Genomic DNA, 21,685 nt, shown 5'->3' on the forward strand with positions numbered 1-21,685 from the left:
CTCCTGGCGCATCTAGGTCATGGCGCAGTTGCGCTCGCTGCGGATCCTTTACCGGCATGGTGACGAAGTGTGACGCTGCCCGATGATCTAGCAGCACGTCAAGGGAGCTTTCGTGGTCAAGCCAGCACGTACGGTTGTCGCGCTCGCGGTCACCGTCGCCATCCTGGCCGCCGTGGCCCCGCCGGCCGCCGCCGCGCCACACGGTGGCGCAGTCGCGCCAGCGGCCCCCGCCGGGCCGGCGGCGGTGCACACCGTCACGCTGGTCACCGGGGACGTCGTCCGGCTGCACACCTTCGCCGACGGTCGGCAGTTCGCCGAGGTGGACGACCGGGGCAGCCGGCGGGGACTCGGCTTCCAACTCTCCGAACGCGACGGTGACCTGCACGTCACGCCCTACGAGGCGCTCCCGCTGGTCACCGCCGGACGGGTCGACCCGGCCCTGTTCAACGTCACCGACCTGGTGGCCGAGGGCTACTCCGACGCGGCCCGGTCCAGCCTGCCGCTGCTGCTCACCGGTGCACCCGCCGCACCCGGACTGCGGGCCGCCGCCGCACCGGCGACCCCGACCGGCGCCACCCGGCACCGCGAACTGCCCAGCATCGGGGCGATCGCGGTCGGCGCGGAGAAGTCCCGGGCCGCCGACTTCTGGTCGGCCGTCACCGGCGACCACGCTGGCCAGGGCAACCGGGCGAAGGTCGGCCCGACGACGACCGGCGCCGGCACCCTGGCGAGCGGCTTCGGCAAGCTCTGGCTCGACCGGCGGGTCCGGGCCGACCTGGCCGAGAGCGTGCCGCAGATCGGTGCCCCCCGGGCCTGGCGGTCCGGGTACGACGGCCGGGGCGTGAAGGTCGCCGTCCTGGACAGCGGCTACGACCCGACCCATCCCGACCTGGCCGGCCGGGTCAGCGCGGCGGCGAGCTTCACCGGTACCCCCGAGACCACCGACCGGGTCGGGCACGGCACCCACGTCGCCGCCACCATCGCCGGCGCCGGTCGCACCGGCGGCGCGGGCCGCGACGGCGCAGCGCCGGGTGGCAAGGGAGTCGCGCCCGGCGCCCGGCTGCTGATCGGCAAGGTACTCGACGACAACGGGTCCGGAGACCTCTCCTGGGTCATCGCCGGAATGGAGTGGGCGGTACGCCAGGGCGCCAGGGTGGTCAACCTCAGCCTCGGCGGCCCGGCCGGCGAGGGACCGGACCCGGTCACCGAGGCACTCGACGCGCTCTCCGCCAGCTCCGGCGCGCTCTTCGTGGTCAGCGCCGGCAACGCCGGACCCGGCCGGCAGACGCTCACCACCCCGGGCACCGCCGACCGGGCGCTGACGGTCGGCGCGGTCGACGGCCGGGACCGGATCGCCGACTTCTCCAGCCGGGGCCCGCGACTCGGCGACGCCGCGGTCAAGCCGGAGATCACCGCCCCCGGGGTCGGCATCGTCGCGGCCCGGGCCGCCGGCACCAGCCTCGGCGAGGTGGTCGACGCCGGCCACACCTCGATGTCCGGCACCTCGATGGCCGCCCCGCACGTCGCCGGGGCGGCGGCGCTGCTCGCCCAGCGCCACCCGGACTGGCGGGCCGACCGGCTCAAGGCGGCCCTGGTCGGCAGCGCCACCGAGAGCCGGGACACCCCGATCTGGGCCCAGGGCGCCGGCCGGGTCGACGTCGCCGAGGCCCTGGAACAGCCGGTCACCGTCGACACCGCGACGCTCGCCCTGGGCCGGGTCCCGGCCGGTACGCCGGCCCGGAGCGCCACCGTCGGCTTCACCAACTCCGGCCGCCGGCCGGTGACGCTCACCCTGGACGCCGAGGCCCGCGACCTCGGCGCGGACCAGCGGCCGGCGGTACTCGGCGTCTCACCGACCCGGCTGACCGTACCGGCCGGCGGGCGGGCCAGCGCCGTCGTCCGGCTCGACCCGACCCGCACCGCCCCGAACCGGTACGCCGGGGTGCTGACCGCCCGGGGCGGCGGCGCCGAGCTGCGTACCCCGATCGGGTTCCACGTCGTCCCGCCGACCCGCCGCCTGACGATCCACGCGCTGGACCGGGACGGCCGGGCCCCCACCGACTTCTACACCCGCTCCCAGGTGTTCAATCTGGACACCGGCGAGGAGCACTGGGCCCACTTCGGCGGTGGCCAAGCCGGCACCGTCGAGCTGCCGGCCGGCCGCTACGCCGTGGCGACCTGGGTCTTCACCCTGGCGGCGTCGGGCTTTCCGAAGGACGCCACGCTGCTCGCCGAGCCGGAGCTGACCGTCGAGGCGGACCGGACGCTGCGCCAGGACGCCCGCGACGGCCGGGAGATCCGCATCGACACCCCGGACCGGACCAGTGCCGCACAGGCCGCGCTGGTCTGGCAGCGCGGTACCTCCGCGGCCTCGCTGCTCTCCGGCGAGTCGTTCAACCTGGACACCATCCGCCGGGTGTACGCGGCGCCGACCCGACCGGTCTCCACCGGTACCTTCCAGTTCTTCAGCCGGTGGGACCTGGCCGCACCCGCGCTGACCGCCACGGTCACCGGCCCGGACGGCTTCCCGGTGCCGGAGCCCCGGCCGGTCGACGGCGCACCGCTGCTGGACGGCCGCAGCAGCGCCCGGCTGGTCGACGGCGGCGACGGTACGCCGGCCGAACTGGCCCGGGCCGGAGCCCGGGACGCGGTGGTGCTGGTCCGGCTCGACCAGGGCGGCGCGGAGGATCCCGGCGTCGCGCAGTTGCGGGCGGCCGGCGCGGCCGGCGCCCGGGCCGTGCTGCTGGCCGGGCCGACGCCGGGCTACCACGAGGCCAACGGGTACGGCTCGCCGGTGCCGGCCTACCGGGTGGACGCGGAGGTGGCGCAGCGGCTCCGGGAACGGCTGGCGGCCGGGCCGGCGACGCTCGCGCTGGACGCCGTCGCCCGGTCGCCGTACCGCTACGACCTGCTGCTGCCCGAGCGGGGGCGGGTGCCGGCGGACCTGCACTACCGGGCCGACGAACTCGCACTGGCCACCGTGGAGTCCGAGTTCCACCAGCACGCACCCGAGATGCTGGCCCGGGAGACCCGGGCCGGCTATCCGGACGGGGTGTCGACCGGCTTCGGTTTCAGCCGGACCGTCACCACCGCACACCGGCGCACCGACCACGTCAGCACCCGGGGCGTCGCGTGGCGGAGCAGCGGGATCCTGGAGGCGTACCAGGTCGGCAACCCGCAGGGGCAGCTCTGGGGGCCGCTGCGGGCGTACCGGGCCGGCGAGCGGGTGCGCCAGGTGTGGTTCCCGGCCCTGACCCGGCCCGCCGTGCCGGCGACGGTGACCCCGGACCACGCGTACGGGCTGCCGGTGAACCGGTCGTACGACGCGATCCGGGTCGCGATCCCGCAGTACGCGGACGGCGGGGCCACCGCGTACGGCTGGGTCGACGGCCGCTCCGACCGCAGCGAGCTGACCCTGACCCGGGACGGCAGGGTCGTCGGCCGGAGCAGTGCGTCCTCCGCCCAGTTCACCGTGCCGGCCGGCACCGGGCGGTACCAGCTCCGGTTGGACGTCGCCCGGGACTCGTTCCCGGACCGTCCATGGTGGACCACCTCCACCGCCACGTCGACGACCTGGACGTTCCGTTCCGGGCGACCGCGCGGCGCCCGGCCGGCGGTACTGCCGCTGCCGCAGCTCGGCTACGACATCGGCACCGACCTGAGCAACACCGTCCGGGCCGACCGGCCGTACCGGCTGGTGCTGCGCCCCGGCTACCAGCCCGGTGCGACCGGACCGGGCCGGTTCACGGTACGGGTGGCGGTCTCCTACGACGACGGGGCGCACTGGCGGGACGTGCCCGTCCGGGGCGACCGGGAGGTGGTGGCGACGCTGCCGGCCGCCCCCGCCGGGGCACGGTTCGGCACCGTCCGGGTGAGCGCCGTCGACCGGCACGGCAACCGGATCGAACAGACCGTCGTCCGCGCCTGGCGGGTGACGGCTGACGGGTGACGGGTGACGGCTGACGGGTGACGGGTGACGGGTGACGGGCCGAGCTGAGACGCCCACCCGCGGACACACCTCCCGGTGGGCCGGAGCGGGTGGGCGGGCGGAGTGGGTGGGACGGACCGGGGGTGCGACATTCCGGGTGGTGGCGCCGATACCGTGCCGGCACATCCCAGGGAGGCGAGAAATGGAGCACCTCGAACGACCTGTCCGGCCGGGGCGGCGGATCGCTGCCGCAGCCGCCGCCCTCGGCCTCGGACTCGGCCTGGCCACCTCGGTCGTCGGCCCGGCCGGCGCCACCGCACCGGTCGGATACGTCCGGCTGGCCCACCTGTCGCCGGACACGCCCGCCGTCGACGTCTACCTCGGCCCGGCCGACGGTACGACCGAACCGCAGGTGTTCCGGGCGGTCGGCTACGGCGTGCTGTCGCCGTACCTGCCGCTGCCGACCGGGCCGTACGCCGTCGCGATGCGCCGGGCCGGCGCGCCGAGTGGCGACCCGCCGGTACTCACCACGGGCGTGTCGGTGAAGCCCGGCGGGGCGTACACGGTCGCCGGTGTCGGCCGCTACGCCGAGCTGGGGCTGAAGGTGCTCGACGACGACCTGAGCGCACCCGCCGACGGCCGGGCGAAGGTACGCGTGGTGCAGGCGTCGGTACGCGCGCCGGTGATCGACGTCACGGTGGCCGCCGGGCCGCGCATCGCCGAGGCCGTACCCTTCGCCACCACCACGCCCTACCAGCAGGTCGAGCCGGGGCGGTCGACGCTGCGGGTCTCGGCGACCGGGGCGAGGGCGACCACGGCCGACGTGTCGCTGCACAACGGCACCGTCTACTCCCTGCTGGTGCTCGACGCGAAGGCGGGCGGGTTGACCACCGAGCTGCGCGTCGACGCCCGGGGCGGGGCGGTGGTGCCGGACGGCGGGGTGGACGCCGGTGCCGGTGGCACGGGCGGGCCGGCGTACCCGCTGGGGCTGGCCTCGGTCGGCGCGCTCGGCGCGGTCGTGGTCGTGGCGGCCGCCAGGTCCGCCGCCCGGCGCCGCCGGCATCCGTGACGGCCGGCCGGAGCACGCCGGGCGCCGTCGACCTGCTGCTCTGCGCGATCCTCGGCGCAAGCCTCGGCGTCGCGGCGGCCGGCGACGCGGGACCGGCACCGGTCCCGGTCCCGGCCTCGATCCCCGGCCCGCCGCCGGAACCGGTCGCGTTGCCGCCGGCCGCGTCGGCGGCGTGCCCGGACGGCTGCCCCGGTGCCCCGGCCGGCGCCACCGGGCCGGCCCTCGGCGGGGCACCGACCCGGGTACGCATCCCGCGGATCCGGGTCGACGCGGCCCTGACCCGGCTCCGGCTGGACCGGTCCGGCCGGCTCGGCGCCCCCCGCGACTTCGCCGAGGCCGGCTGGTACGCCGCCGGCACCGCACCCGGGGACGTCGGGCCGGCGGTACTCGCCGGGCACGTCGACTCGACCACCGGCCCGGCGGTCTTCGCCCGGCTGTCGGAACTGCGCCCGGGCGACCGGATCGAGGTGCGGCGCGGCGGCCGGTGGCTCGGGTTCCGGGTCACCGGAGCCGGCCGGCACGCCAAGGACGCCTTTCCGACCGACGCCGTCTACCGCCCCACCCCCGGCCCGGAACTGCGGCTGATCACCTGTGCCGGAGCCTTCGACCGGTCCACCCGGCACTACCGGGACAACCTGGTCGTCTACGCCGTCGCCGACCGGCCGGTGGTGATCCCCGGTCCCGGCCGGGCCCCCGGCGTCCGGGCCGGGCCGGTCGGCTCAGACGGGGCGCCGGCCTGAGAAGCCGCACTCCACCCGGTGGTACCACCGCAGGTCGCTGTCCCCCTCCAGCCAGCACCAGAGCACCGGCCGGCCGTCCCGCTCGCCGGGGAAGTCGAGCAGTACCGGGGCGAAGCCCTTGACCTGGATGTCGTGCCCGGTCAGCTCCTCCAGGATGCCGAAGATCCGCGCCTCCAGGCCCTTGACCTCGGCGAGTCCGCCGAGCGGGCTCGCTCCCCGGTCGGTCAGGTCGGCCCGCAGCTCGGCCAGGTCGGCGCGGAGCACGATCAACTCGTCGATCCGGGGGCGCAGCGTCACGATCAGGTGACGTGCCTGGGCAAGGGTGAACACGGGCACAGTATGGGGCACCCGGGCCCGGATCACGCCGTGCCGCCCGGCTCAGTCGTTCTGCGCCGCGATCTCCCGCGCCCGGTCCCGGGCCGCCTCCAGCGCGGCCAGCAGCGCCGCGCGTACGCCGTGGTTCTCCAGCTCCCGGATGGCCGAGATGGTGGTACCGGCGGGCGAGGTCACCGCCTCGCGCAGCTTCACCGGGTGCTCGCCGGAGTCGCGCAGCATCACGGCCGAGCCGATGGCGGTCTGCACGATCAGCTCGTGCGCCACCTGGCGGGGCAGCCCGAGCAGGATGCCGGCGTCGACCATCGCCTCGACCAGCAGATAGAAGTAGGCGGGGCCGGAACCGGAGAGCGCGGTCACCGCGTCCTGCTGGGACTCCGGGACCCGGATGGTCGCCCCCAGCGGCCGGAACATCTCCTCGGCCAGCTCCAGGTGCCCGGCGGTGGCGTGCACCCCGGCGGAGATCGCGGTCATCGCCTGGTCGACCAGGGCCGGTGTGTTGGTCATCACCCGGATCACCGGGGTGCCCTCCGGCAGCCGCCGGGCGAAGAAGTTCGTCGGCAGCCCCGCGCAGAGCGAGATCACCAGCTTGTCGGCGGGTACCTTCGGACCGATCTCGTCGAGCAGCGCGTCGGCGTCCTGCGGCTTGACCGACACGGCGAGGACGTCCGCCTCGGCGACCGCCGTGAAGTTGTCCACCACCCGTACGCCGTACCGGGTGGCGATCTCCTCGGCGCGCCCCTGCCGCCGGGTGGTCGCCAGCAGCCGGTCCACCGGCCAGCCGGCGCGGAGCAGCCCGGAGAGCATCAGTTCACCGATCTTGCCGGTGCCGATCACGGCAACGGTGTGCGCTCCCGGCGCCATCGCTCCTCCTCGGGGTGGAAGCCGTCACGTCGTCGCGGGCGGGGGCCGCCCGGGCGCGGGGTGGCCGCCGCATCCGGCGCGGAGATCGTTTCCGACCTCTCCGCGTCGGTGTGCGGCGGGTCCCACCCCGGCACCGCGGATCGTCAGCTGCCGAAGAAGACCTCGGCCTCGGTGTAGCGGTCCAGCGGCACCGTCTTCAGCTCACGGGTCGCCTCGGCCAGCGGCACCCGGACGATGTCCGTGCCCTGCATGGCGACCATCTTGCCCCAGTCGCCCTCGTGGACCGCGTCGATCGCCTGTAGGCCGAGCCGGGTGGCGAGCACCCGGTCGAACGCGGTCGGGGTGCCGCCGCGCTGGATGTGCCCGAGTACGACCGTCCGGGCCTCCTTGCCGGTCTTCGCCTCCAACTGCCCGGCGAGCCACTGGCCGATGCCGCCCAGCCGGACGTGCCCGAAGGCGTCCAGTTCCTGGTTGTGCAGCACCATCTGACCGTCGAGCGGCTGGGCGCCCTCGGCGACCACCACGATCGGGGCGTACTGCTTCTGGAAGCGCTTCTCGACGTAGGTCGCAACCTGGTCGACGTCGAACTGCCGCTCCGGCAGCAGGATCACGTTCGCCCCGCCGGCCAGGCCGGCGTGCAGGGCGATCCAGCCGGCGTGCCGGCCCATCACCTCGACGACCAGGGTGCGGTGGTGGCTCTCGGCGGTGGTGTGCAGCCGGTCGATCGCCTCCATCGCGATGTTGACCGCGGTGTCGAAGCCGAAGGTGTAGTCGGTGGCGCCGAGGTCGTTGTCGATCGTCTTCGGCACGCCGACGACCTGGACGCCCAGCTCGTGCAGCTTGGTGGCGACGCCGAGGGTGTCCTCGCCGCCGATCGCCACCAGGGCGTCCACGCCCTGCTGCGCGAGGTTGGTCTTGATCTGCTCGACCCCGCCCTCGATCTTGAACGGGTTGGTCCGGGAGGAGCCGAGGATGGTGCCACCGCGCGGCAGGATCCCCCGTACCTCCGCGATGCCGAGCGGCTTGGTCAGCCCCTCCAGCGGGCCGCGCCAGCCGTCCCGGAACCCGACGAATTCGTGGTCGTAGCTGGCGACGCCCTTACGCACCACCGCTCGGATCACCGCGTTCAGACCCGGGCAGTCACCACCACCGGTGAGCACGCCGATACGCATGATCTGCTTCTCCTCCAGGAGCTTCGAATGAGCCCGTCAAGCCCCAGGGTGAAAGTCGGGTGAGACCGTCGGCGTCGTTGCCGGCCCGGGGCGGGCCGTCATTGCGCACTGTAGTCGCCCGCTCCGGGCCGGACCACCGCGCCCCGGGCACCGTCGAGGGGCCGAACCGGTGTCCGGGGCAGGCCCGGCGGCCGGTACCACCCGAAACGATCATGAATCCCGCTCAGGAACTCCCCGACCGGGCGTGTATCGCCTGCCAGCGGGCCAGATTGTGCCGGGCGTCCACCAGGGCGTCGTGCCGGTCGGAGGCGGCGTCCGGCAGCGGCGGGCTGCCCCGGTCCTCCCAGCGCTGGCGCAGCTCCTTGGTGAACCGGGGAATCTCCCGGGGCAGCGCCGGCATGGCCCCCCAGAGCTGGGCGAGCGCCACGTGGTCGTACGCCGCGTACCAGGCCCAGAGCTCCAGCTTCTCCCCCGGCCGGTCCCGGACCGGCTCCATCAGGAACTCGTAGAGATCGTCCCTGATCCGCTCGCGGGAGCGCCACGCCCCGTCGCCCGGCGAGGGGAGCTTGTCCAGCACGTGCCGGCGTACCCAGGGCACGGCGCGGGAGTCGTCGAACTCGGTGGAGACGGCGTAGAACTCGCGACCGTACTCGTCGACGACACCGATTGAGACGAGGTCGACGAGCCGGCCGTCCTCGATGAACTCGCAGTCGTAGAAATAGCGGTAGACCATCGCCGCCATCCTCGCCCATCCGTCCCGCCGTACGGGAATCGGGGGTGGAAATTCCACCATTCGGCGCCGGACTGCCCGCTCGGGGTACGACTCGACTCGGGGCGGTCGGCGTGGTGATCGGCGAGTACCGCCTGATCACCACGCCTTCCCTCTCGGTCCGGCCGACGCCCCCACGCCGGTCGTACCCGGGTCCGCCGCGGCCGGCCAGCGGAACTTGGCGCACCTCCGGCCGGTCGCGGCTCCCCGCGCCCCCACGTATCCGCCACGCCCCCGTACGGTCCCCACCCAGTGGCGGATCTGATGTCAGAATGCCCCCTGGTCAGCGGCAGAACTGTCACAGAAGTGATTTCAGGGGTGTACAGCAAGCGACACGACCGTCATGATCTGATGTGTACCGCTACCGGACCCTACCGGTATCAGTTTCACCTTGCTTCTTCGGTCGGTTGCGGGTCGCCCGAGAGCAAAACTGGGTTATTTACCGGGGAGGGGTTGAGCCGTGGAGGTTCGCCTGCCTGAGCCGGGCGACGCCCTCACCGGCGTCGACATGTTCGCCGGCCTTGAGCCAGAGGTGCGTCAACGGGTGATCGCCGCGGCGGTGCCGCGCACCTATCGCAAGGGGCAGCTGCTCTTCGTCGAGAACGATCCCGGCGAGTCCCTGATCGTCCTGCGCCGGGGAGCGGTCGCGGTGTTCCGCACCGCCCCGACCGGCGAGCGCGCGGTGCTCAACGTCATCCGCCCGCCGGACGTGCTCGGCGAGGTCTCCCTGCTGGACGCCTCCACCCGGTCGGCGTCCGCCGAGGCCATCGAGGACTGCACGGCGCTGGCGCTCTCCCGTGGCGCGTTCATGGAGCTGGTGCACTCCAATCCGCGCATCCTCGACGCGGTGATGCGGTCGCTGGGCGGGCTGATCCGCCGGTTGACCGAGCAGAACGCCGACCATGTCTTCCTCGACCTGCCGGGGCGGGTCGCCAAGACGCTGGTCCGGTTGGCCGGCGAGAGCCAGGCCCCGATGATCACCATCGAGCTGAACCAGAGCCAACTCGCCGAGATGGCCGGCGGTTCCCGACAGAGCGTCAACCAGGCCATCGGGTCGTTCGCCAGCCGGGGCTGGCTGCGCACCGAGGGCCGACGGATCGTGGTGACCGACGTGGCGGCGTTGCGCCGTCGCGCCGGCATGGCCGAGCGCTGACCCGTCCGCCGACCGGACCCACCGACCGAACAGCCCGAGCGGCGCCCGTCGGGAGCGTCCCGGCGTCGGCGGGACCGTCGAGAGTGTCCGGTCACCGTCGACTCCGGACCGCCGTTCCCGGCCGACGGTGCCGACCGTCGGTGCCGACCCGGCGTTCCGTCCGGAAACGACCGCGGGCATCCGGTCCGGAAACCACCGCGGGCGTCCGGTCCGGAAACGACCGTGGGCGTTCCGGAAGACCGACAACGGTTTCCGGAACGCCCGGTCAGTGCCGGTGCGCCGCGACGATCAGGTCGCCCCGGGCCAGTTCGTCGTGTCCCGACCGGCAGTGCGGGTCGCCCCCGGCCAGTCGGGAGTCTCCCCGCCGACGATCCCGGCGGCCTGGAGCTTCGCCAGGGTCGCGGCGTCGACGTCGATCATGTCCCCGGAGGAGTGGCCGTTCCCTTCGCCGTCGGTCCATTCCTTTTCCAGTCGGACGTACACCATTGCCCATCTCCCCTGATAAATCGTCGATCGGTAGGCGCCAATGACTGTATCTTGGATCACTATGGGTGGGACTGTCCGCTAGCTAACAGCCCGGTTCCCGACACCGGGCCGGGCGCTGATACTCGGCGGTGGCGCACCTCCACCCCCATCACGACCGGCGGCTCGCCGGAGCCGCCGGCCACGGCCGCGCGGGGCCATCCCGGTGGACGGCACGTCCCTTCGACACCGTAGGAGGACGGCATCTCCGCTACCTGCACCAGATGCGGCCGGATCTCCGCCGTCGGCGACCGTTACTGCGGCGGCTGCGGCACCGAGCTGACTTCGGCCTGTCCACACTGCGACCAGCCACTGGCCGCGGATGCCGCGTTCTGCACGGCCTGCGGCAAGCCCCGGCCAGCCCAGCCCGGTCGGCCGGCCGTGATGCCGCAGGAGGACCGGCGGCGGGTCAGCGTACTCTTCGTGGACCTCATCGACTTCACCCCGTACGTCGAACGGGCCGACCCGGAACTGGTCCGGGGCATGCAGACCGCCTTCTTCTCGGCGGCCCGCCGGGTCATCGGGCAGTACGGCGGGGTGGTGGAGAAGTACATCGGCGACGCCGTGATGGCGTTGTTCGGCGCGCCGGTGGCGACCGAGACCGACCCGCTGCGCTGCGTACGCGCGGGTCTGGAGTTGCAGCGGGTGCTCACCCGGTTCACCCCGACCGGCTCGGACCACCTGCGGTTCCGGGTGGGCGTGGCGACCGGTGAGGCGCTGGTGGACGTGGCCGCCGCCCGGGACGGCGGACAGGCCATCGTGGCCGGTGACGTGGTGAACACGGCGTCCCGGATGCAGTCGGTGGCACCGCCCGGCGGGGTACTGGTCTGCGGCACCACGTACGCGCTGACCCGGGACGCGATCCGCTACTCCGAGCAGGCACCGGTGACCCTGCGCGGCCGCTCCTCGCCGACCGAGGTGTGGTTGGCGCTCGCTCCGGTGGATCGGCAGCCGCCGGACCGGGAGCCGGACACCACTCCGCTGATCGACCGGGAACACGAGCTGGGGCTGCTGGTCAACGCGCTGCACCGGTCGATGCGGGACCGCCTGCCGCAGATGGTGACGGTGCTCGGGCACGCCGGCATCGGCAAGAGCCGGCTGGTCCGGGAGCTGTTCCGGCACACCGAGCGGCTGACCGACGAGCCGTTGACCTGGCGGGTCGGCCGCTGCCCGCCGTTCGGCGAGAACGTCACGTTCGCCGCGCTGGCCGACATCGTCAAGGCCGAAGCGGGGATCCTGGACACCGATCCGGCGCCGACCGCCACCCGGCGGCTGGAGTCGGCGCTGGTGGAGCTGGTCGGGCCGGGCGCGGCGGACCGGCTGATGGACGCGCTGCGCCCGGTGGTCGGGCTGCCCGGGCCGACGCTGCCGGCCGAGGAGTCCGAGTCGGCGTGGCGGCGCTTCCTGGTCGCGCTCGCCGCCCGCCAGCCGACCGTACTCGTCTTCGAGGACCTGCACTGGGCCGACGAGAAGATGCTGAACTTCGTCGAGCTGCTCGGGGCGTACGCCCAGAACGTGCCGCTGTTGCTGCTCTGCACCGCCCGCCCGGAGCTGGTGAACCGGGAGCCGAGCTGGGCCGGCACCATCACCGGCTCGATGACGGTGACCCTGCCGCCGTTGCGGGACACCGGCATCGCCTCGCTCTACGGGCACATCTTCGGCCAGGCGGCCTTCTCCACCGACATGCTCAGCCCGCTGGTCGAGGTGGCCGACGGCAATCCGCTCTACGCCCACGAGTACGTCCGGATGCTCATCGAGCAGGGCGCGCTGCGCCAGTCCGGCCGGGGCTGGTCGCTGGAGAAGCAGCAGGACCTGGCGATGCCGGAGAGCGTGCACTCGGTGATCGCCAACCGGGTGGACCTGCTGGACGGCCCGGACCGGATGGTGCTGCTGGCCGCCTCGGTGGTCGGCATGCAGTTCTGGCCGGGTGCGGTCGCGGCCGCGCTCGGCCAGCCGGTCGAGTCGGTGGAGCGGGCGCTGCGCCGGTTGGAGCAGCGGGACTTCGTGCACGAGCAGGCCACCTCGACGATGGCCGGCCAGCCGGAGTTCCGGTTCCGGCACGTGCTGGTCCGGGACGTCTGCTACCAGCGGCTGCCCCGGACCGAGCGGGTCGCCCGGCACGACCGGACGGCGGACTGGCTGGACGGGATGTCCCGGGGCCGGGACACCGACCTGGCCGAGGTGCTGGCCCACCACCGCTGGGCGGCGCACGAGATCGCGTACACCCTGGGGGTGGACACCGAACGGTACGCTCCGCCGGCCCGGGAGGCGCTGCACCGGGCGGCCCGCCGGGCGTACGCACTGCACGCGCTCGACGCGGCGGCCAAGCACGCCGGCCGGGCGCTCGGGCTGGCCGACGACAGTGATCCGGTCGGCCGGCTGCAACTGGAGCTGCTGCTCACCGAGATCTCGTACTTCCGCGACGGCACCGCCTTCCTGGCCGGCGGCGGTACGGACCAGTTGCACGTACTGGCCGACCGGCTCTCCGCGCACGACGAGCCGGGCGGTGCGGCCCGGGCCTGGACGCTGCTCGGCAAGGCGGCCTGGCTGCGGGCCGACCGGGCCGGGGCACTGTCCTGTCTGGACCATGCCGTCGAGCTGTTCGACGCGTTGCCGGACACCGCGCAGAAGGCGGACGCCTACGCCGAGCTGGGCCGGCTGCACATGCTCAACTACGAACGCGATCCGGCGGTGGCGGCGGCGGGCGCGGCGGCCGACATCGCCGAACGCCTCGGCCTGGTCGAGACCCAGACCGACGCCCGGATCACCGTGGCGACCGCCCGCTACCAGTCCGGCGACCGGGCCGGGCTGGACGAGCTGCACACGATCCTGCGGTTCTGTCAGGACTCCCAGCTCGTCGTGCTGCCCCGGGTGGTGCGCAACCTGTCGCACGTGATGCGGGAGGAGGGCGACTGGATCCGCGCCGACGAGCTGGTGGCGTCCTGCCCGGCACTGGCCCAGGCCGAGGCGCTCTCCACCGGCGGCTCGGCGGAGGCGGTGCGTGCGTACTACGAGGGCGACATCGGGCGGCTGCTGACCGTCGCCGACGGTTTCGTCGACACCGCGGCCGGCCGCTGGGACATGCAGGTGCGGGGCATGCGGGCGTACCTGCGGGTGTTGCGCGCCGAGCCGGTGCCGGGGGCGGCGCCCGCCGGCCGCGCCGGGGTGGTCGCCCCGGACGAGGCGCAGGACGTGGACGACGTGACGGACGCCCTGGAGACCGCCCGGCGCAGCGGCTTCCACCGGCTGCACTGGAACATGCTGGGCCTGGGCGCGCTGTGCCGGGCCCTACAGGGGCGTACCGGGGAGGCGGCGGAGCTGCTCGACGAGCTGGCCGAGTCGTGGGCCAAGGTGCCGGCGCTGGCCAGCGGGGAGTGGATCCCGGCCGCCTCGTACGCCGCCGCGCTCACCGGCCGGGAATCGGCGGTCTGCGTCCGGGGCATGCTGGACGCGGTCACCCACTCGACGCTCTGGGTGGAGGCGGCGGTGCGTACCGTGACGGCGGCGCTGGCCGGCGCGGACGGCGACCATGCCCGGGCCGGGCAGCTCTATCTCGCGGCGGCGGAGAGCTACGCCCAGATCCCGGACGTCACCGACCGGATGCTCGGGTTGGCACTGGCCGCCGGCGAACTGGCGCTGGCCGGTGACGACTCCGCCGCCGAGGTGGCGCTGGCCGAGGTACGCGCCTTCGCGCTGCGCAACCGGGTGCCGGGGCTGCTCCGGCTCGGCCAGCCGCCCCCCGCCCCCGGCGCCAGCACCCCGATGCTCGCCTCCTGACCCGGCCGGTGAGGTGCCGGCCGGGTCAGGGGTCAGGCGGCCAGCGAGTCGGCGTGCGACTCGGCGGTCACCTTGCCGGCCGCGGCCTTGAGCTGCTGGTTCTTGATCTTCTGGGCGTAGATGTCGACGTACTCCCGGCCGGAGAGTTCCATCAGCTCGTACATGATCTCGTCGGTGATCGCCCGCTCGACGAAGCGGTCGCCGGACATGCCGGCGTACCGGGAGAAGTCCAGCGGTCGCCCGAACCTGATCTTGACCCGCTTGATCTTCGGCAGCAGCTTGCCGGGCGGCTGGATCTCGTCGGCGTTCAGCATCACCACCGGGACGACCGGGGCGCCGCTCTCCAGGGCGAGCCGGGCCACCCCGGTCTTGCCCCGATAGAGCCGGCCGTCCGGCGAGCGGGTCCCCTCCGGGTAGATCCCGGCGAGGTTGCCGGCCCGCAGCACCTCCAGCTGGGTGTCCAGCGCGGCCTGGGCGGCCCGCCCGCCGGAGCGGTCGACCGGGATCGTGCCGGTACCGACGAAGAACATCCGCACCAAAGCGCCCTTGAGCCCCTTGCCGGTGAAGTATTCGGCCTTCGCCACGAAGGTCACTTTTCGCTTGACCATCAGCGGCATGAAGATCGAATCGGAGAACGACAGGTGGTTGCTGGCGATGATCGCCGGGCCGGAGTCGGGCACGTTCTCCCTCCCCTCGACCTGTGGCCGGAAGATCAACTTCAGCCAGGGCCCGAGGATGACGTACTTCATCAGCCCGTACAGCACCAGTGTCCTTCCCGAGCGTCCCGCGCGTCCCCACGTCGACCGCCGATCGGGCACGACGCACGGGTACGCGTCGGGCCGCCGTCGACGGCTGCGGGCGGGAACTGTCGGCAAGAAGCCTACGAAGCGGGTACGCCGCGCCACAACGCACTCCCGCAACCCGTGCCCGCCGTGTCACGATTCATTGCACGGCAGATGCGGCGCAGCCGGCGGTCGGCAACACGGCCGGGCGCCACAGGGCCGGTAGGGAGGGTGTCGGGGTGTCAGCGGGTGGCGCCCGCCGGGGACGGCGGGACAACGGGCTGGAGGCGACGGAGTACGCCGTCGCCGGCGACGTGGACCCGCGGCTGGGCGAGCACCTGCTCGACGTGCTGGCGGCGGGCGGCATCGCCGCCTACCTGCAACCCTCCGCCGACCTCAATCCGGTGACCCGGACCACCACCGTGCCGTCCCGGCCGGTGGACCGGCTCTACGTCGACCGCAGTTTCCTGGCCACCGCCAAGGACTACCTGACCCAGCTCGCCGACGAGGAGCCCCCGGGGCAGCCCCCCGCGCCGCGCCCCGATCCCGATCCGGACCCGGACGTGGAGGCGGAGTGGGCCCGGATCGTCGCCGCCTACCACACCGAGGTCGCGGCGGACTCCCGATCCTGGCCCGCCGTCGAGGACGTCGCGGTCGGCGAGACGACGGAACGGGCCACCGGTACGGCGACCAGCCGCCCGGGGACGGAGCTGGCCGGGCCGCCGGACCAGGGCGTACGCCGGCTGCCGTCGGCCACGGAGATCTCCGGAATCTCGGTCGGCGGCCGGGCCGACGACCCGTCACTGCTCGACGGGCTGGACACCTTCGGTGCCGACCTCCCGGACGACGAGGAGGAACGCTACGTCCCGCCGCCGCCACCGCCGCTGCCCCGGCTCTCGAAGTACGCCGTCGTCGGGGTGCTGGCCATCGTCACCGGCTTCGTGCTCTTCCTCTTCCCGCACCTGCTCCCGATCGACCGGGGCCTGGTCACGATGCTCGGCTTCGCCGGCATCCTCGGCGGTTTCGTGACGCTGGTCTGGCGGCTGCGGCCGGGCAACGAGGAGGACGACGATCCGGACGACGGGGCGGTGGTCTGACCCCTGCCGTCCAGATCGCGAGATTCATCACTACGTGGAGGCAAGGCGTAACACTCGCGTAATTTCGCGTCAGTAGGAATACTGCTGTAAGTTACCTTCCCCTCACGACTACCCCGATCGCTCCTATTCGCGGTGGTCGCCTCGCCCGGAACGAGGTGCCCGATTGCGACAGAGTTCCCTCGTGGTGGTGGCCAACCGGCTGCCCGTCGACGACAGCGTGGCGCCGGACGGCGCCTGTGAATGGCGCCGCAGCCCCGGCGGGCTGGTCAGCGCCCTGCACCCCCTACTCCAACACACCCCGGCGACCTGGGTGGGCTGGGCCGGCGGCACCGGTCCCGCCCCGATGCTCGCCGACATCGACCGGGTACGCATGCACACCGTCCCACTGGCCGGCAACGACGTACGCGACCACTACGAGGGCTTCGCGAACTCGACCCTCTGGCCGCTCTACCACGACGCGGTGGAGCAGCCGGTCTACCACCGCCGCTGGTGGGAGGCGTACCAGCGGGTCAACCAGCGGTTCGCCGAGGCGGCGGCGGAGGCGGCCGAGCCGGGCGCCGTGGTCTGGGTGCAGGACTACCACCTGCAACTCGTGCCCGGCCTGCTCCGGGCGATCCGCCCCGACCTGCGGATCGGCTTCTTCATGCACGTGCCGTTCCCGCCGCCGGAGCTGTTCATGCAGCTCCCGCGCCGCTCCGAGCTGCTGCTCGGGATGCTCGGCGCCGACCTGGTCGGCTTCCAGCGCCCGCAGGCGGCACACAACTTCGCCCAGCTCGCGACGAAGGTGCTCGGGCTCGCCGCCACCGACCGGCGGATCGCCGTCGACGACCGGGTGGTGCGGATCGGCGCGTTCCCGGTCTCGATCGACATGGCCGAGATGGAGGCGCTGGCCGAGCGCCCGGACGTGGTCACCCGGGCCGCCCGGATCCGACGGGACCTCGGCGATCCGCAGCACGTGCTGCTCAGCGTCGACCGGATGGACTACACCAAGGGCATCGAGCAGCGGTTGAAGGCGTACAGCGAACTGCTCGCCACCGGGCACGTCAAGGTGCGGGACACGGTGATGGTGCAGGTGGCGGTGCCGAGCCGGGAGCGGGTCGAGCAGTACCAGATCCTCCGCGACCGGGTCGAGCGCGAGGTCGGCCGGATCAACGGCGAGTTCGGCCGGGTCGGCGAGCCGGCGATCCACTACCTCACCCAGCCGTTCGACCGGGCGGAACTCGCCGCGCTCTACCGGGCCGCCGACATCATGGCGGTGACCCCGCTGCGGGACGGAATGAACCTGGTCGCCAAGGAGTACGTGGCGGCCCGGGTCGACAACGGCGGCGCGCTGCTGCTCAGCGAGTTCGCCGGTGCCGCCGCCGAGTTCCCGGAGGCGTTCCTGGTCAACCCGCACGACCTGGAGGGACTCAAGCTGACCCTGATGCACGCGCTCCAGGCCATCCCGGCCGACCTGACCGCCAGGATGACCGCGATGCGCGCGCAGCTCCGGGTGAACGACATCCAGGCGTGGGCCCGGTCCTACCTGACCGCGCTGGACCAGAGCGGCAGCCTGGCCCAACAGCTCGCCATCACCTGACCGGCGGCCCGGCCGGCCCCACCCGGGGTCGGCCGGGCCCGGCCAGGGTCAACCCGACATCGCCGGGCAGGAGTACCGGGTGGCGACCGGGCGAGAGCCGAGCCGCGCGTTGACCGCTCGGCGCTATCCGACCAGGTCCTTGTCGAGCCAGTCGAGGATCGCGTCGATCGGCTCCCGCCACCGGGCGTCCAGCATCATGTCGTGCCCCATGCCCGGAAAGAGCAGCGGGGCGACGCCGTACCGGCCGGCCGTCCGGGTCAGCGCCGACGGCGGCACCACCCGGTCGTCCGGGCTGCCGACCACCAGCATCGGCGGGTTGCCCACCGCCGGCTCGACCGGCCGCTGCCGGAGCAACTGCCACTGTGCCCGCGCGGAGGCCCGGCCGAGCCGGGCAGTGTATTCCCGGGCCGCCGCGTCCGGCAGCTCCCGGCTGAACAACTGGCGGTGGTGCAGCCGCAGCCGCCCGCCGAAGACCGCCGGCAGCGTACCGGCGGGGTTGCGCAGCAGCGCGGTGCCGAGCGTCGCCCAGCCGCCGAAGACCGGCGCGACCAGCACGCCGGCCCGGGCCGGATAGCGGGCCAGCGCGTGTGCCACCACGAGCGCGCCGGCACCGTGCCCGACCAGCACCGCCCGCCGGTCCAGGCTGGTGGCCACCTGGACCACGTCGTGCGCGTACGCCCGCAGCGTCGCCTTCGGCGCCGGCCCGCTGCCGCCGTGCCCGCGCAGGCTGACCGCGTGCGCCGGAAACGCCCGGGACGCCGCGTGTTCGAGCCAGTGCTCGGCGAACGCCCACGCCCCGTGCCCGAAACCGGGTACGAAGAGCAGCGGCGGCTTCCCCTCCGGCGCCTCCGGCGTGGCGGCGCGTACCTCCCGGAACACCGCCGGCACCGGACGGGTCCAGTCCCGCACCCGTACGACCCGGGTCTTCACGCCGCCACCTCCAGCTCGTCCAGGGTCCGCTGCAACGTGCGCAGATAGTCGATGTGCCCGATCTCGAACCAGTGCCGGGTGCTCTCCTTCACCTGCGCGGAGTGCCACCGCTTGCCGGCCTCGGCGTCGACCCGGGCGGCGAAGGAGCGGGCCCGTTCCGGCGCCGCCTCGCGCAGCCGCAGCCAGCGGGCGATCAGCACGGCCTGCCAGTGCACCAGCGGCAGCAGGCCGGAATCCGGCTGGAGCAGGCCGGCCACCGCCAACGTCGGGTGCCGCCGGGGGAAGGCGTTGAGGTAGAGGGCCGGCCGGCCCGACGTGTCGGTGCCGAGCAGCTCCGGCGCGAGGAACTCGAAGCGCGGGAGGTAACCGGTGGCGAAGACCACCAGGTCCGGCTCGATCTCCTGCCCGTCGACCAGGGTCACGCTGTTGCGGCGGAACCGTCCGACGTCCGGCACCGGGGTGATCGAACCGTGCCCGAGCTGGTAGACGAGGTGGCTGTTGACGATCGGGTGGGTCTCGAAGACCCGGTGGTCGGGGCGGGGCAGGCCGAACCGGGTCAGGTCGCCGACGGTCAGCTTCAGCACCCGGTGGAAGAGCCACTGCCGCAGCCGCAGTGGCAGCCGGTACGGCGCCAGCGAGTCGTTGACCTGGTCGGCCGGGCGACCGAAGGCGTACTTCGGGGCGTACCAGTAGCCGCGCCGGGTGGAGTGCCAGCACTTCGCCGCCTGCTGACCGGCCTCGACCGCGATGTCGCAGCCGGTGTTGCCGGCCCCGACCACGAGTACCCGCTTGCCGCGGATCTGGGTGGCGTCCTTGTACGCCGACGCGTGGATCACCTTGCCCCGGAACTCGTCCAGCCCCTCGTACGCCGGCATCTTCGGCGCCCAGTTGTGCCCGTTGGCCACCACCACGGCCGCGTAGCGAGAGGTGCGCTCGGCACCGTAGCCGCCGGTGCTGCGGGTGGTGACGTCCCAGCGCTGGCCGTCGGCCGGCTCGACCCGGACCACCTCGGTGCCGAACCAGATGTGCGGCCGCAGGTCGAAGTGGTCGGCGTACCGCTCCAGATAGGACAGTAGTTGGCTGTGGTGCGGATAGTCCGGCCAACTGTCCGGCATCGGGAAGTCGGGGTACTCGGTCAGGGGGCGGGACGAGATGAGGTGGGTGCTGGCGTAGACCGGGCTGCGGTCGTGCCGCCAGTTCCAGGCCCCGCCGACCCCGGTCTCCCGTTCGTAGCAGTCGACGCCGAAGCCGTACTCCTTCAGGTTTTTGATCGCGGTGAGGCCGCTGGCCCCGGCGCCGATCACACAGACGGTGCCGCCCCGGTCGTAGACCGGTCGTCCGTCCCGCCAGAGGGTCGCGCCCGGGTCGTTGCTCTCCTGGTCGCTGAAGGTGGCCACCGAGAAATCTCCTTTTGTCCGGCACGAGTGCCGACGTGCGGGGGAATCCTCTCGGCTGCCGTCGCCCTTGTCCAGCCCAACGCGCACCGTTCTGCGCCAATCGGGGTACCGGTCCGCAGGAGCTGCGACTGGCCGGCGGCGGTCGACCCGCGCCGCCTCCCGCAAGAGTTCCGGTGGACCGTGCCGTCCGTTCCTCTCGCGGGAGGCGCGGTGTCGCCTGTCCGCACACCGTCGGCGAACCGGTTCGCTCGGTGGGCGTCGAGCGTCACCCGGCTCAGTACCCGAAGATCATCTTGTAGGCCACCTCGGGCAGGAACTGCCCGGCGCTGGAGCCGGCGCCGACCCCGCAGTTGCCGTCGGACTCGCCCGGCGTCTTGAGCCACAGCAGCATCTCGGCGCCGCCGCCGAGCTGGCTCGGTGTGCCGATCCTGCGGCCGGCCGGGTTGCACCACTCACCGTTGGATCCGTTGCGGTTGCGGCTGGTGTCGATCACGAAGGGCTTGGTGTACCCGAAGTTGCTCCGCAGCGTGGCGGCGACCGAGTTGCCGTAGTTGGTGTTCTCACCGGTGGTGAAGTAGTTGGACACGTTGAGCGCGAAGCCGTGGGCGTTGGCGACGCCGGCCATGTTCAGGCGCTGTGCCATCGTCTGCGCGGCGACCCAGCCGGGGTTACCCGCGTCGAGGTAGGCCCAGGTGTTCGGCGCTTTGGACCGGAACTGGTTGGCGGCCCGGCTGAGCATGCCGACGCGGTCGTTGATCTGTGCCTGACTCATGCAGTTGAAGTCGCCGAGGGAGTCCGGTTCGAGGACCACGACGGCGGGCCGGTTGCCGATGGCGCTGGCGAAGGCCGAGATCCATGCGTCGTAGGCGGCGACGCTTCCGGCACCACCACCGGAGTGTCCGCCGCAGGCGTCCCTGCCGGGCAGGTTGTAGGCCACCAGCAGGGGAAGTTTGTCGACGGCGTCCGCGGCGCCGACGTAGTTGCCGACCGCGGCGCCGATGTCGCCACTCCAGTTGCCGAACCAGGAGGCCATCGGCTTCTGGCCGATCTCCGTTCTGATCGCGTTGGCGCGTCCGTCGCCGGGATTGGCGGCGGCCCACGTCGCGGGGCTGGAGTTGGGATTGACGTAGAAGCCGCTGGTCTGGCTGACCGGGTCGGCGTAGGCGGCCGACGAGCCGAACAGGATCGTCGGGACCGCCACTGCCAGCGCGGCTGCCAGCGCGAGCAACGGACGGGCGGGTCGTCTCATCGCGAGTCTCCTAGTGCGTCGGGTCGTGCATCGACATGACCTGGTGCTGGGTGCCCGGACGTCGCTCGCGGGCGAGGCGCCGAGGGCGGCATCCGCGGGCGATACTGGAAGCGCTTCCGGGCCGATCCATCTATTGACATCGATCTAATCGTGGGCATCCGACGAGTGAAAGTCAAGGTTGTCCCCACACGGTGGGTTCGGCACATCGTCCTCATGTCACCGACACTGGAAGCGCTTCCAGTCGTGTCAACCGTGGCCACCAAAGGCCGATACCATCTAGCGGCGAGGTCGGCACCGGCCGGTGTCGGGGTTGGCGCCGATCGA

16 protein-coding genes are annotated in these 21,685 nt (G+C 73.2%); 7 read left to right on the forward strand and 9 right to left on the reverse strand.

Translation table 11 applies throughout. The features are described from left to right. Nucleotides 1-112 precede the first annotated feature (112 nt). The 3 genes from C6W10_RS26640 to C6W10_RS26650 all read left to right on the forward strand — a co-directional run bounded on the left by C6W10_RS26640 (nucleotide 113) and on the right by C6W10_RS26650 (nucleotide 5,737). Nucleotides 113-3,949, forward strand: coding sequence for a S8 family serine peptidase (locus tag C6W10_RS26640; RefSeq protein WP_107261520.1), 3,837 nt, complete (start codon nucleotides 113-115; stop codon nucleotides 3,947-3,949). 181 nt (nucleotides 3,950-4,130) lie between these two features. Continuing rightward, nucleotides 4,131-4,997, forward strand: a complete 867-nt coding sequence (locus C6W10_RS26645; protein WP_107261522.1) for a DUF4397 domain-containing protein — start codon at nucleotides 4,131-4,133, stop codon at nucleotides 4,995-4,997. Continuing rightward, nucleotides 4,994-5,737 (forward strand): class F sortase, encoded by a 744-nt coding sequence (locus tag C6W10_RS26650; RefSeq protein WP_234361440.1) that lies wholly within the window; start codon nucleotides 4,994-4,996, stop codon nucleotides 5,735-5,737. The genes C6W10_RS26645 and C6W10_RS26650 overlap by 4 nt, the downstream gene beginning before the upstream one ends. On the opposite strand, the gene C6W10_RS26655 is transcribed toward C6W10_RS26650, so the two are convergent. From C6W10_RS26655 to C6W10_RS26670, 4 genes are all read right to left on the reverse strand, one after another. Beyond that, nucleotides 5,717-6,067, reverse strand: coding sequence for a DUF2203 domain-containing protein (locus tag C6W10_RS26655; RefSeq protein WP_107261524.1), 351 nt, complete (start codon nucleotides 6,065-6,067; stop codon nucleotides 5,717-5,719). The genes C6W10_RS26650 and C6W10_RS26655 overlap by 21 nt on opposite strands. Before the next feature lie 48 nt (nucleotides 6,068-6,115). Continuing rightward, nucleotides 6,116-6,934, reverse strand: a complete 819-nt coding sequence (proC, locus tag C6W10_RS26660; protein ID WP_107261526.1) for a pyrroline-5-carboxylate reductase — start codon at nucleotides 6,932-6,934, stop codon at nucleotides 6,116-6,118. A gap of 143 nt (nucleotides 6,935-7,077) precedes the next feature. Beyond that, entirely contained in the window at nucleotides 7,078-8,106 is a 1,029-nt protein-coding gene (locus C6W10_RS26665; protein WP_107261528.1) for a 6-phosphofructokinase, read from the reverse strand. Nucleotides 8,107-8,329: 223 nt separating this feature from the next. Next, nucleotides 8,330-8,839: a polyadenylate-specific 3'-exoribonuclease AS gene (locus tag C6W10_RS26670; protein ID WP_107264311.1), complete on the reverse strand. Its 510-nt coding sequence runs from the start codon at nucleotides 8,837-8,839 to the stop codon at nucleotides 8,330-8,332. 496 nt (nucleotides 8,840-9,335) lie between these two features. Between C6W10_RS26670 and C6W10_RS26675 the strand changes: the two genes are divergently transcribed. Further along, nucleotides 9,336-10,028, forward strand: a complete 693-nt coding sequence (locus tag C6W10_RS26675) for a Crp/Fnr family transcriptional regulator (RefSeq protein WP_101367233.1) — start codon at nucleotides 9,336-9,338, stop codon at nucleotides 10,026-10,028. 288 nt (nucleotides 10,029-10,316) lie between these two features. Here C6W10_RS26675 and C6W10_RS26680 read toward each other — a convergent pair whose 3' ends face one another. Continuing rightward, nucleotides 10,317-10,514, reverse strand: a complete 198-nt coding sequence (locus tag C6W10_RS26680; protein WP_107261529.1) for a hypothetical protein — start codon at nucleotides 10,512-10,514, stop codon at nucleotides 10,317-10,319. A gap of 240 nt (nucleotides 10,515-10,754) precedes the next feature. Between C6W10_RS26680 and C6W10_RS26685 the strand changes: the two genes are divergently transcribed. Beyond that, nucleotides 10,755-14,327 carry an adenylate/guanylate cyclase domain-containing protein gene (locus tag C6W10_RS26685; RefSeq protein WP_107261531.1) on the forward strand — a complete coding sequence of 1,191 codons (3,573 nt, stop codon included), beginning with the start codon at nucleotides 10,755-10,757 and terminating at the stop codon, nucleotides 14,325-14,327. Nucleotides 14,328-14,359: 32 nt separating this feature from the next. Here the strand turns inward: C6W10_RS26685 and C6W10_RS26690 are convergent, their stop codons facing one another. Continuing rightward, the gene (locus tag C6W10_RS26690; protein WP_107261533.1) at nucleotides 14,360-15,091 is read right to left on the reverse strand and encodes a 1-acyl-sn-glycerol-3-phosphate acyltransferase; all 732 of its coding nucleotides are present in this window, start codon (nucleotides 15,089-15,091) and stop codon (nucleotides 14,360-14,362) included. 257 nt (nucleotides 15,092-15,348) lie between these two features. Between C6W10_RS26690 and C6W10_RS26695 the strand changes: the two genes are divergently transcribed. Both C6W10_RS26695 and C6W10_RS26700 read left to right on the forward strand, forming a co-directional pair. Further along, a complete protein-coding gene (locus C6W10_RS26695; protein WP_107261535.1) occupies nucleotides 15,349-16,206 on the forward strand; it encodes a hypothetical protein in 858 nt (285 codons plus the stop codon). 163 nt (nucleotides 16,207-16,369) lie between these two features. After that, the gene (locus C6W10_RS26700) at nucleotides 16,370-17,785 is read left to right on the forward strand and encodes a trehalose-6-phosphate synthase (RefSeq protein ID WP_107261537.1); all 1,416 of its coding nucleotides are present in this window, start codon (nucleotides 16,370-16,372) and stop codon (nucleotides 17,783-17,785) included. 123 nt (nucleotides 17,786-17,908) lie between these two features. Here C6W10_RS26700 and C6W10_RS26705 read toward each other — a convergent pair whose 3' ends face one another. From C6W10_RS26705 to C6W10_RS26715, 3 genes are all read right to left on the reverse strand, one after another. Next, nucleotides 17,909-18,715, reverse strand: coding sequence for an alpha/beta hydrolase (locus C6W10_RS26705; protein WP_107261539.1), 807 nt, complete (start codon nucleotides 18,713-18,715; stop codon nucleotides 17,909-17,911). Further along, nucleotides 18,712-20,112 carry an NAD(P)/FAD-dependent oxidoreductase gene (locus tag C6W10_RS26710; protein WP_107261541.1) on the reverse strand — a complete coding sequence of 467 codons (1,401 nt, stop codon included), beginning with the start codon at nucleotides 20,110-20,112 and terminating at the stop codon, nucleotides 18,712-18,714. Before C6W10_RS26710 ends, C6W10_RS26705 begins: the two co-directional genes overlap by 4 nt. A 274-nt stretch (nucleotides 20,113-20,386) precedes the next feature. Then, nucleotides 20,387-21,361, reverse strand: a complete 975-nt coding sequence (locus tag C6W10_RS26715; RefSeq protein ID WP_107261543.1) for a glycoside hydrolase family 6 protein — start codon at nucleotides 21,359-21,361, stop codon at nucleotides 20,387-20,389. Between the last annotated feature and the right edge of the window lie 324 nt (nucleotides 21,362-21,685).

This window comes from Plantactinospora sp. BB1, assembly GCF_003030385.1.
Lineage (GTDB): Bacteria > Actinomycetota > Actinomycetes > Mycobacteriales > Micromonosporaceae > Plantactinospora.